Origin of the sequence: Mesorhizobium sp. M0293 (genome assembly GCF_040321735.1) — a bacterium.
In the GTDB taxonomy this organism is placed as follows: domain Bacteria; phylum Pseudomonadota; class Alphaproteobacteria; order Rhizobiales; family Rhizobiaceae; genus Mesorhizobium.
In genome coordinates this window covers 1-10,725 of sequence record NZ_JAMYSA010000162.1, presented here as the reverse complement: position 1 = coordinate 10,725, position 10,725 = coordinate 1, and the positions used below count along the sequence as shown (strand labels likewise).

Annotated in this window: 11 protein-coding genes; 6 read left to right on the top strand and 5 right to left on the bottom strand. The window is 64.1% G+C overall.

Annotated elements, in window-relative coordinates:
- The coding region (locus NKJ06_RS32435; RefSeq protein ID WP_352812045.1) for a TPM domain-containing protein at window positions 1-741 on the bottom strand (741 nt) is incomplete at its 3' end.
- A gap of 176 nt (window positions 742-917) precedes the next feature.
- Complete coding sequence (locus tag NKJ06_RS32430; protein WP_352636209.1) at window positions 918-1,556, bottom strand: LemA family protein; 639 nt, start codon at window positions 1,554-1,556, stop codon at window positions 918-920.
- A gap of 162 nt (window positions 1,557-1,718) precedes the next feature.
- Here NKJ06_RS32430 and NKJ06_RS32425 point away from each other — a divergent pair, with 162 nt between their 5' ends.
- From NKJ06_RS32425 to NKJ06_RS32400, 6 genes are all read left to right on the top strand, one after another.
- On the top strand, window positions 1,719-1,970 hold the full coding sequence (locus tag NKJ06_RS32425) for a hypothetical protein (RefSeq protein WP_352636207.1): 252 nt from the start codon (window positions 1,719-1,721) through the stop codon (window positions 1,968-1,970).
- Window positions 1,971-1,983: 13 nt separating this feature from the next.
- On the top strand, window positions 1,984-2,868 hold the full coding sequence (pdxY, locus tag NKJ06_RS32420; protein ID WP_352636205.1) for a pyridoxal kinase PdxY: 885 nt from the start codon (window positions 1,984-1,986) through the stop codon (window positions 2,866-2,868).
- The gene (locus tag NKJ06_RS32415; protein WP_352636203.1) at window positions 2,865-3,656 is read left to right on the top strand and encodes a DUF429 domain-containing protein; all 792 of its coding nucleotides are present in this window, start codon (window positions 2,865-2,867) and stop codon (window positions 3,654-3,656) included. The genes pdxY and NKJ06_RS32415 overlap by 4 nt, the downstream gene beginning before the upstream one ends.
- A 147-nt stretch (window positions 3,657-3,803) precedes the next feature.
- Window positions 3,804-4,448, top strand: a complete 645-nt coding sequence (locus NKJ06_RS32410; protein ID WP_352636201.1) for a carbonic anhydrase — start codon at window positions 3,804-3,806, stop codon at window positions 4,446-4,448.
- Window positions 4,445-4,879: a nuclear transport factor 2 family protein gene (locus NKJ06_RS32405; RefSeq protein WP_352636199.1), complete on the top strand. Its 435-nt coding sequence runs from the start codon at window positions 4,445-4,447 to the stop codon at window positions 4,877-4,879. Before NKJ06_RS32410 ends, NKJ06_RS32405 begins: the two co-directional genes overlap by 4 nt.
- 97 nt (window positions 4,880-4,976) lie before the next feature.
- A complete protein-coding gene (locus tag NKJ06_RS32400; protein ID WP_352636197.1) occupies window positions 4,977-7,031 on the top strand; it encodes a M3 family metallopeptidase in 2,055 nt (684 codons plus the stop codon).
- A gap of 144 nt (window positions 7,032-7,175) precedes the next feature.
- Here the strand turns inward: NKJ06_RS32400 and NKJ06_RS32395 are convergent, their stop codons facing one another.
- The 3 genes from NKJ06_RS32395 to NKJ06_RS32385 all read right to left on the bottom strand — a co-directional run bounded on the left by NKJ06_RS32395 (window position 7,176) and on the right by NKJ06_RS32385 (window position 10,449).
- Entirely contained in the window at window positions 7,176-8,669 is a 1,494-nt protein-coding gene (locus NKJ06_RS32395) for a M81 family metallopeptidase (RefSeq protein ID WP_352636195.1), read from the bottom strand.
- 89 nt (window positions 8,670-8,758) lie between these two features.
- Window positions 8,759-9,583, bottom strand: a complete 825-nt coding sequence (locus tag NKJ06_RS32390) for a carbohydrate ABC transporter permease (protein ID WP_352636193.1) — start codon at window positions 9,581-9,583, stop codon at window positions 8,759-8,761.
- Entirely contained in the window at window positions 9,580-10,449 is an 870-nt protein-coding gene (locus NKJ06_RS32385) for a carbohydrate ABC transporter permease (protein ID WP_352636191.1), read from the bottom strand. Before NKJ06_RS32385 ends, NKJ06_RS32390 begins: the two co-directional genes overlap by 4 nt.
- Between the last annotated feature and the right edge of the window lie 276 nt (window positions 10,450-10,725).

Below are 10,725 nucleotides of genomic sequence, written 5' to 3'. Positions count from 1 at the left end.
GCCGCCACCGGAGGATCGCCGGCTTGGCTCGAAGGTCATGCCGAGCCCGCGGTAGCGGCCGGGACCGAGCTTCTGGCCGAAAATCGGTGGCAGGACGGAAACCGCGATGCTGCCGAAGAAGATGATCGCCCAGATGCTGATGAAGACGGCGAAGAAGAGGTCGTCGGAATCAAACGGCGCCTGCTGGTTGCGCTCGCCGCGCGCTTCCAGCTCCTCCGGATTGCCTTCCAGCACCATGATCATGTCGTCGACGGCCTTGGATATGCCGCCGGAGAAATCACCGGCGCGGAAGGCTGGCACCATGTCGTTTTCGATGATCAGCTTGGTGTGCAGGTCGGTCAGCGTGCCTTCAAGACCATAGCCCACCTCGATGCGCATCTTGCGGTCGTTCGGGGCCACCAGCAGCAGGACGCCGTTATTCTCCTTCGCCTGGCCGAGTTTCCAGAAGCGGAACAGCCGGTTGGCGTAGGGCTCGACCTCCTCGCCGTCGAGGCTGGGGATCGTCGCCACGACGATCTGGTCGGAGCCTTTTGTCTCGAAATCGGCGAGCTTCTGCGTCAGCGCCGCCTTGGTCGCGGCATCGATGATGCCGGCATTGTCGACGACACGGCCGGTCAGGGCTGGGAGTTCGGCAGCGAGGGCGGTGATCGGGAGGAAGAAGAGGCTGGCAAGAAGGCTAAGAAAGGAAAGGTAGGTATTCCGTGGCGCCCCCCTCTGTCCTGCCGGACATCTCCCCCTCAAGGGGGGAGATTGGACGTCACACCGGCCTTCGCCAATCACCGACGCACAAGGATGAGCAATGCGCTCGAAACTGCCAATCTCCCCCCTTGAGGGGGAGATGTCCGGCAGGACAGAGGGGGGTGTTTGCACGCCAGCAGTCCGTCATTTCGCGGGATTATTCCGATGACAGCCGCGGATCACCCGCCTTGCTTCGTGCCGAAATCGACCTTTGGCGTCTGCAGCTTGTCGTCCTCGATGGTGAAATTGGCGAAAGGCTGGTTGCCGCGGAACCAGAAGGTCGCCCACAGCACCGACGGGAAGGTCCTCAACGTCAGATTATAATCCCGCACTGCCTGAATGTAATCGCGCCGCGCCACCGCGATGCGGTTCTCGGTGCCTTCGAGCTGCGCCTGCAGAGCCAGGAAGTTCTGGTTGGCCTTGAGGTCGGGATAAGCCTCCGACACCGCGATCAGCCGCGACAACGCGCTCGTCAGTCCTGCCTGAGCATCCTGGAACTTCTTGAAGGCTTCGGGGTCGTTCAGCGTTTCCGGTGTCACCGTGATCTGGGTGGCTTTGGCGCGGGCTTCGACCACCGCGTCGAGCGTGTCCTTTTCGTGCGAGGCGTAGCCCTTGACCGTCTCGACCAGATTGGGGATGAGGTCGGCGCGGCGCTGATACTGGTTCAGCACCTCGCTCCATGCCGCCTTGGCGCTTTCCTCAGCTGTCGGGATGGTATTGTAGCCACAGCCGGCAAGCAGCGGCAGCACGATCGCCATCATCAGGAAGGCTGGCAGCGTGCGGAACATGGACGGTGAAGCAAGGCGCTGGGCAAACATGATGGATCCCTCGATGGAAAGTTGCATGCGAAGCATTACCACAATCAGCGCGCAAGAAAATGACCTCGGCGGGCACGGTTATCGACACGTTACCGTCAGCCGCAAGGCCCTGTAATTGGTACGGCGAACGCGGTAAGGTCGCTGCCGAAACGGGACATCATCATGGCGGAACGCCAGGACAGCGAGAAGGAAGCGCGCCGTATCCTCGAGCGTGTTGCGCGCGAGACGGATCCGGCCGGCAACTCGTTTGTGGCGCGGGCCACGAAAGGCCTGCACGATCACGTCACCGCGGCCGATGCCGATCGTGCCGATCCGATCGAAGTCTGGGGCACCCGCATTGGCCGGACACTCGGCCTGCTGCTGGCGCTGGGCCTGATGGTCTGGCTCGTGCTTTACGTCATCCGGGGCAGTTAGGAATCAAACAACAATGAGCGCCGAACAAGCCGACGCGCCGCGTGCGGTCATCGTCATTTCCAGCCATGTCGCACGCGGCTCGGTCGGCAACCGTGCCGCCGTGTTCGCGCTGGAGACGCTGGGCTTTCCGGTCTGGGCCGTGCCGACGGTCATCCTGCCCTGGCATCCCGGCCATGGACGGGCAACGCGTATCGTGCCGCCGCTCGACCAGTTCAAGGCGCTGCTGGCCGATCTCGAGCGGGCGCCGTGGCTGGGCGAGGTTGGCGCCGTGCTGTCGGGCTACCTCGGCGAGGCCGGCCAGGCCGAGGCTGTCGCCTCGCTGGTGGCCGCGGTGAAGGCAAGGACGCCCGACGCCGTCTATATCTGCGATCCGGTGATGGGTGATTCGGGTGGCCTCTATGTGCCTGAACCGACCGCCATCGCCATGCGCGACCGGCTGATGCCGATCGCCGACATCGCCACCCCCAACCGCTACGAACTGGAATGGATGGCCGGCGCGCCCTTGCCCGACCTGAAATCGGTGATCGCGGCCGCCCTCCATGCCGGGCCATCGACCATGCTGGTCACCTCGGCGCCGTCGATGATGACGGGCGGCACCGGCAATCTTCTGCTCGGCGGCAACCAGGTGCTGCTTGCCGAGCATCGCCTGATCGACAAGCCGCCGAATGGCCTGGGCGACCTGACGGCGGCGGTCTACCTGGCGCGCATCCTGTCCGGCCAGCCGCCGATCAAGGCGCTGCAATCGACGACGGCGGCGGTCTACGAGATCCTGGCGCGCACAGCCAAGCGCGGCGGCGACGAACTGCAGCTCGAAACCGATGCGCAGAGCCTGTCGCACCCGATGGCGATGGTGCAGCTGCGCCACCTCACGCATCCAGGGCGGGACCGCCGGGCGTGATACCGACTAAGGTCGTGCTTGTCGGCGTCGACGGCTGCAAGGCCGGCTGGATCGCCGTGCGGCGCGAACTCGGTTCGACACCTCGTAACCCCGGTTCGATAGCTTCCGTCGCGGTCTTTGCAAGCTTCGCTGCCCTGCTTGCCTCACTCCCCGACGATGCTGTCATTGCTGTCGACATGCCGATTGGGCTGCCCGAATTTTCGAGCAAAGGTGGGCGCGGCCCCGAAGCGCTGGTGCGCCCGCTGCTTGGGGCACGCCAATCCAGCGTCTTCTCGATCCCGTCCCGCGCCGCGCTCTATGCCGACACCAACGACTTCACCACCATCGAAGCCTGGTATGCCGCGCACATCAGGGCAAGCGGGGTGGCCAAGACCACATCCGACCCACCGCGCGGCGTTTCGATCCAGGCGTTCGGCATTTTCGCCAAGATCCGCGAGATCGACGCACTGCTGATCGCGCGACCCGATTTGCGCGGCCGTGTGTTCGAATCGCACCCGGAGGTCGCCTTCTGCCGGCTGAACGGCGACCGGGCCATGCAGCTGCCGAAGAAGATCAAGGGCGGCATCAATCCGGCCGGCATGGCGGAACGCAAGGCGCTGCTCTGCCGGCATGGCTATGAGATGGATTTTCTCGATCAGCCGCCGCCGCGCGGTGCCGCCGCCGATGATTTCCTCGACGCGGCCGCGATGATGCTCATCGCCGGTCGCATTGCCGACGGTGAGGCAAGGCCGTTTCCCGACCCGCCGCTCACCGACAATTTCGGCATTCCTGTCGCCATCTGGGCGTGACCGCATCGCCCAGAGCCGCGCTGGACGCATGCATTTATAGCTAGCGCCCGCAATTCTGCATTGCTCGCAACAGGCTTTTGCCGTTAGAGCCTCTTCTGACCGCAACGAGCTGCCGCATCCAACCCGGAAAGGCTCCAGACGCCGCCCATGTCTCATCTCCCCGACCACCTTCTCGCCGGCTACCGCAATTTCATGACCGGCCGCTATCCCACCGAGAGCGGACGCTATCGCGAGCTTGCCCGCGAAGGCCAGGCGCCGGAAACGATGATCGTCGCCTGTTGCGATTCCCGCGCGGCACCCGAAGCGATCTTCGACGCCGGGCCCGGCGAACTCTTCGTGCTACGCAATGTCGGCAATCTGGTGCCGCCCTACGCGCCGGACGGCGAATTCCATTCGACCTCCGCCGCGCTCGAATTCGCCGTACAGAGCCTGAAGGTCAAGAATATCGTCGTCATGGGCCATGGCCGCTGCGGCGGCATCCGCGCCGCGCTCGACACCAATTCCGCACCGCTGTCGCCCGGCGACTTCATCGGCAAATGGATGAGCCTGATCGCACCGGCCGCCGAAACCGTGTCCTCCAGCACCTTCATGACGGCGTCGGAGCGCCAGACTGCGCTCGAGCGCATCTCGATCCGCTATTCCATCGCCAATCTCCGAACCTTCCCTTGCGTCTCGATCCTCGAAGGCAAGGGTCGGTTGTCGCTGCACGGCGCCTGGTTCGACATTTCGACCGGTGAACTCTGGGTGATGAACAAGGAGACAGGCGATTTCGAACGGCCGGAGCTGGGATGAACGCAGCGGCGAGCAAGGTGGTGAACCTCCGGTCGACCGTTTTGACGGCGGCTGCGCTGCTGATCGCGATTATTGCCGCCCGCGCCGATGACCGCGCCATCATCAGCCGCTGGTATTCGGCGCTGCTGGTCGCCGACCGCACAGAACTGTCCGACCTGCTCGCCGACGATGTCCGCATCAAGCTGGACGACCTCGGCGTCGTACAAAGCAAGCAGGAATTCATCGCCTCCATCGACGAATGGAAAGGTGCCGTTGCCGGTGCGGCGATCCGGCACCGGATCGAGAAGAGCGAAGGCGGCGTCACCACGGTGGTCGCCTGTTACGATTTCCCCAACAACGACATGCTGATGCAGGAAACCTTCGCGGTGGCCGACAACCGCATCACCGCCAGTTCGCAAGCGGCGATCGCCGAGAACTGCGACGGCTTCTAAGGCGGATATCGGCCAACCGCGATATTGCGGGTCCGCCGGCCACGCCCTACATCGGTACCGACCCGCCCCGCCTGCCTTCACCAGCGAAAGACCGTTCATGCCTTCCACGAAAGCCGTCGACCTCGCCGCCCATCCGCTGACTGCGTGGCAAGGACCGCTCGGCCTGCCCGATTTCACGCGCATCGGCGACGGCGATTTTTCCCCGGTCTTCGATGCCGCGCTGAAGGCGCATGAGGCCGAGATCGAAGCGATCGCCGCCAACGAAGATACGCCGACCATCGAGAACACGCTTGCCGCGTTGGAACTCGGCGGCGAGGCGCTCGAGCGTGTCTCGTCGATCTTCTGGTGCCGCGCCGGCGCCCACACCAATGAAGCGATCCAGGCGCTGGAGCGCGACATCTCGCCAAAGATGTCCAGGCATTTCTCGGCGATTTCGATGAATGAGAGGCTGTTTGCCCGCATCGACGATCTCTACCAGCGCCGCGAGAGCCTGAAGCTGGACGCCGAGACCCTGCGGGTGCTGGAAAAGACCTGGAAGGGCTTCGTCCGATCCGGCGCCAAGCTCGACGCCGACGGCAAGAAGCGGCTGGCAAAGATCAACGAGGAGCTGTCCTCGCTCGGCACGACTTTCGGCCAGAATGTGCTTGCCGACGAGCGCGACTGGGCGCTGTTCCTCGACGAGGCCGACCTGGCCGGCCTGCCGGACTTTCTGAAAAGCTCGATGGCCGAGGCGGCCGAAATGCGCGGTCAGAAGGGCCGCTATGCCGTCACCCTGTCGCGCTCGATCTATGAGCCGTTCTCGACCTTCTCCGAACGCCGCGACCTGCGCGAGATCGCCTTCCGCGCCTTCACCATGCGCGGCCAGAATGGCGGCGCCACCGACAACACATCCGTTGTGCGCGACATGCTGAAGCTGCGCGCCGAAAAGGCAAAGCTGCTTGGCTACGCCTCCTTCGCCGCGCTGAAGCTCGACGACACCATGGCCAAGACACCGAACGCCGTGCACGCGCTGCTTGACCCGGTGTGGGAGAAGGCGCTGGAAAAGGCTGCGGCTGACCAGACCGACCTGCAGCGACTGGCAGCGGAAGCCGGCAGCAACGAAAAATTCGCCGCCTGGGACTGGCGCTTCTACCAGGAGAAACTGCGCGCGGAAAAGTTCGCCTTCGATGAAGCCGAACTGAAACCCTATTTGCAGCTCGACCGGATCATCGACGCTTGCTTCGACGTGGCGACACGGCTGTTCGGCATAACCTTCGTGGAGAAGAAAGGCATCGCGATCTGGCATCCGGATGCCCGCGTCTTCGTGGTGAAGAATGCCGACGGCAGCGAGCGCGGCCTGTTTCTCGCCGACTATTTCGCTCGGCCGTCAAAGCGTTCCGGCGCCTGGATGAGCGCGCTGCAGTCCGGCTATGGACTCGGCCACGGCTCGAAACCGGTGATCTACAACATCATGAACTTCGCCAAGCCGCCGGTGGGCGAGCCGGCTCTGCTGTCGGTCGACGAGGCGAAGACGCTGTTCCACGAGTTCGGCCATGCGCTGCATGGTATGCTGACCGACGTCACCTGGCCGTCGGTCGCCGGAACTTCGGTCAGCCGCGATTTCGTCGAACTGCCCTCGCAGCTCTACGAGCACTGGCTGACCGTGCCGGCTGTGCTGGAAAAGCACGCTTTGCACGTCAAGACCGGCAAGCCGATGCCCAAGGCGCTGCTCGACAAGATGCTGGCCGCGCGGACTTTCGGCGCTGGCTTTGCAACTGTGGAATTCACGGCCTCTGCCTTGATGGACATGGCCTATCATGCGCGGCCTGATGCACCGCAGGAGCCGCTTCGTTTCGAAGCCGAAACGCTTGAGAAGCTTGATATGCCAGATACCATCGCGATGCGCCATCGCACCCCGCATTTCGGCCATGTCTTCTCAGGCGAAGGCTATTCGGCCGGCTATTACTCCTACATGTGGTCGGAAGTGCTCGACGCCGACGCCTTCGCCGCCTTCGAGGAAACCGGCGACCCCTTCAACCCAGCGCTCGCCGAGCGGCTGAGGAAGAACATCTACGCCGCCGGCGGCTCGAAGGACCCGGAGGAGCTTTACACGGCCTTCCGCGGCAAGATGCCGTCGCCGGAAGCGATGATGGTGAAGCGGGGATTGGTGTAGCGCTTGGCCATCTCCCCCCTCGAGGGGGAGATGGCCGCGAAGCGGCCAGAGGGGGTCGTTGCGCGTGAAGCGCCGACCTCGCGCAGAAGAAGGCCGAGCCCAGTCGGACCGACCCCCTCTGTCGCCTTCGGCGACATCTCCCCCTCAAGGGGGGAGATTACCAGCACCCTTCCAAGGGTCAGCCACCCGCGGCCACACCGGTCGCGTCAGCTTGGTGTAGTTGGTCACCGCCGGATTGCTGGGATACGAACTCGGCGCCGAGACATAGATGATCTCGGCGGCGATCGGCTCGAAGCCGGCGTAGAAGTGATTGGTCGACTTGATCAGCAGCATATCCTTGGCCAGCGGATCGACGCCGATATTGGAAAAGATATCCGGCTCGAAGGTCTGCGTGCGATTGGTGTTGAGGATGATGTCGATCTCGGTGCCTTCGAGGCGGACCAGCGCCGTCGGCCCCAGCGTCACGCGGCTCGGCCCGAAACTCTGCCAGCCCTCCGCAACCGCCTTCAGCACCTTGACGCGCGCGTCGATCGGCTCGCCGGCCTGCGGCCCGGCTTTGCCGCCGAAGCGCAGGTCGATGACGGCGCCCTCGCCCGCCGCCAGGCAGAAGGTGACCGCGATCGGATCCCAGATCGTCGCAACGCCGACATTGTTCAGGCCACGCGCCAGCATCTGGCGCAGCACGAAGGTGCCGTCACCTGGAACGCCGCCGCCGGGATTGTCCCAGATATCGGCGATGACCACCGGCTTGCCCGGATTCTTGGCGCGCACGGTCAGCGCCCGATCGATGCCGTCGGCGGTGCTCAGCATCGTCATCGCCGTCTTCTCGCGCAGCGCATAGAGTTCGCGCCCCAGCCGTTCCGCCAGCGCGTCGCCCTTGGCCTTGTCGTTGTCGGTGATAACAAGGATGCGCGTGCCCATCTCGGCCACATCGGCGGCCATGAAGCCGTGAATGACGGAAACCGACAGCACACCGTCCTTGCCGTGCAGCGCCTTGATGCGGTCGACGAAGGAGCGCATCGGCTCGCGGCTGGTCGGCAGCACCTGGATCATGCGACAGTCGAAGGTCGAGATGACCGGCTTGATCTCGCCACGCACTGCTGCCAGCCCGAGTTCGACGACGTGTTCACCGCGCTCGTAGAAATCGGTGTGCGGAAATTCGAGGAAGTAGGCGAGGATGTCTGAAGCCGCGACGCGCTTCGGCGTCAGATGGCTGTGCGGATCGAGTTCCACGGCGATCACCACCTCCGGCCCGACCATGTCGCGGACGCGTTCGAGCAGATCGCCTTCGCAATCGTCATAGCCTTGCGCCACCATCGCGCCATGCAGGCCGAGGATCACCGCGTCGACCGGCAGCGCTGCCTTGAGTTGGCCCAGGATCTCGTCGCGCAGCGTCTCATAGGTCTGCCGCTGTACCAGGCCGCCCGGCTCCGCCCAGGTGGCGGTGCCCTCAATGACGGTGAGGCCTTCTGCTGCCGCGCGCCGGCGGAGCGCGACCATCGGCGAGGAGCACAGCGTCGGCGTTTCCGGATGCTTGCCAGGTCCGGCATAGAAGGCCATCTCGAACGAAGCCCGGTCGGTCGGCACCGGCGAGAATGTGTTGGTTTCCGTCGCCAGCGAGGCGGTGAAGATGCGCATGAAAGCTCCGTGGGCCTAGAGCAATTCCAGGGAAGGGTGAAGCGGTTTTCCGCCCGGAATTGCGTCAAAACAAAGAAGAAATAGAGCGGCTATTTGACCGCCCCGAGCGCCAGCCCGCGAACGAGGTAGCGCTGCAGCCAGATGAACAGGATCGCCACCGGCAAGGTCGCCAGCAGCGTCGCCGCCATGACGTGGTGCCATTCGATCGTGTAGCGGCCGGCGACCAGCGAGAACACCTGGATCGGCAGCGTGTAACTCTCCTGGCTGCGCAGCATGGTCAGCGCGACGACAAATTCGTTCCAGGCATTGATGAAGGTGAAGATCGCGGTCACCGCGATCGCCGGCAGGCAGAGCGGCAGGAACACCTTGCGCAAGCTCAGCCAGCGGCCGGCACCTTCCATCCAGGCCGCCTCCTCGAGATCGCGCGGAATGGTGTCGAAATAGCTCTGCAGCATCCAAACCGTGAAGGCGACGTTGAAGGCCATGTAGATGAAGCCGAGCGCGGTGGTGCTCTCGACCAGGCCCCAGGCGGCCATCAGCCGGAACAGGCCGAGCACCAGCACGATCGGCGAGATCATCTGCGAAATCAGCAGGAACTGGCGCAAGGCGCCGTAGCCGGCAAAGCGAAAGCGCGACATCGCATAGGCAGCCGGAACCGAGATCAGGATGGCGCCGACGGTGGCGATCACAGACACGTATAGCGAATTGAGCAGCGCCTGGCCAAAGCCGGTCGCCACCCACATGTCGGAAAAATTCGACCAGCGGAATTCGCTCGGCCACCAGGTCGGCGACAGCACCTCCTGTCTTGGCTTGACCGCGGTCAGGAGCATCACGGCGAAGGGAAAGAGCGTCACCACGATCACCGGCGCCAGCAGCAGCCAGGCTATGATCGAACGCTTGATCTTGCTTCTCATGCGCGTTGCTCCCGCATCGCCAGCCGCACATAGATCATGGTGAAGACCAGCAATATGGCGAACATCACCAGCGACACCGCCGAGGCTTCGCCGAGTTTGCCGATGCGGAAGGCCAGCTTGTAGAGATGGGTGACCAGGATGTCGGTCGAGTTGGCCGGGCCGCCCTGCGTCATCACCCAGATGATCGGGAAGGAATTGAAGACGTAGATGGTGTTGAGCACGATGGCGATGTTGATGAACGGTTTTAAGAGCGGAAAGGTGATCTCGCGGAACTGCTGCAGCGGCGTCGCTCCCTCGAGTGCCGCCGCCTCGTAGAGATCGTCGGGGATCGACGACAGACCGCCGAGGAAGATCGTCGTCGTGAACGGTACCGTCACCAGGATGCCGATCAGCACCTGCATCGGGAAAGCGGTCTCCGCGCTCGCCAGCCACTGGATGTTGTGGTCGATGAGGCCAAGGCCGATCAGCGCCGAATTCAGCATCCCGCTTTCGCCGCTCAGCGCCCAGCGCCAGACCACCGCGGTCATGGTCAGCGACACCGCCCAGGGCAGCATGATGATGACGCGGGCGATGCCGCGGCCATAGAAATCGGTGTTGAGGATCATCGCCACCGGGATCGACAAGAGAAGCGCACCGCCGACGACCATCACGGTCCACTGGCCGGTGCGCCAAAGAGCGGCGATGAAATCGGGATCGGCAGTGAGCGCTGCGAAATTGGCGAAGTCGTTGAATTCGCGAAGCTGGCCGAAGCGGTTGACATCATGTGTCGAGATCTGGATCAGGTCCCAGACCGGCCAGAAGATAACCACCGCCGCCAGAAACAGGCTGGGCAAGGTCAGGAGATAGGGCAAGAAACGGTTTTGCATCGGCTGGCTTCATACCGTGTTGCGGGTGCGAGATTGGATTGCGCTGGCTTAAAAGATTGACTTAATCCCGCCTCGTTCTTCTCAAGGCACCGCTTCAGGATTCCTTGCAACCGTCGGCGCGCCCCTCACCTGCCTGCCCGTCCTTCGCAGCAGTTGCGGAAGGCGGCCTTCCTCTCCCCCGTCGATCGGGGGAGAGGTGGGGGGGGCCCCCCGCCGGCGGGGGGGGGGGGCCGCGGGCGGCCGGCCGGGGGTGTGGGGGGGCGGGGGGGGACGGGG

Coding starts and splice junctions, on each gene's coding strand:
- NKJ06_RS32430 (WP_352636209.1), bottom strand. CDS start 1,556: ATGTTTGCCCAGCGCCTTGCTTCACCGTCCATGTTCCGCACGCTGCCA.
- NKJ06_RS32425 (WP_352636207.1), top strand. CDS start 1,719: ATGGCGGAACGCCAGGACAGCGAGAAGGAAGCGCGCCGTATCCTCGAG.
- pdxY (WP_352636205.1), top strand. CDS start 1,984: ATGAGCGCCGAACAAGCCGACGCGCCGCGTGCGGTCATCGTCATTTCC.
- NKJ06_RS32410 (WP_352636201.1), top strand. CDS start 3,804: ATGTCTCATCTCCCCGACCACCTTCTCGCCGGCTACCGCAATTTCATG.
- NKJ06_RS32405 (WP_352636199.1), top strand. CDS start 4,445: ATGAACGCAGCGGCGAGCAAGGTGGTGAACCTCCGGTCGACCGTTTTG.
- NKJ06_RS32400 (WP_352636197.1), top strand. CDS start 4,977: ATGCCTTCCACGAAAGCCGTCGACCTCGCCGCCCATCCGCTGACTGCG.
- NKJ06_RS32395 (WP_352636195.1), bottom strand. CDS start 8,669: ATGCGCATCTTCACCGCCTCGCTGGCGACGGAAACCAACACATTCTCG.
- NKJ06_RS32390 (WP_352636193.1), bottom strand. CDS start 9,583: ATGAGAAGCAAGATCAAGCGTTCGATCATAGCCTGGCTGCTGCTGGCG.
- NKJ06_RS32385 (WP_352636191.1), bottom strand. CDS start 10,449: ATGCAAAACCGTTTCTTGCCCTATCTCCTGACCTTGCCCAGCCTGTTT.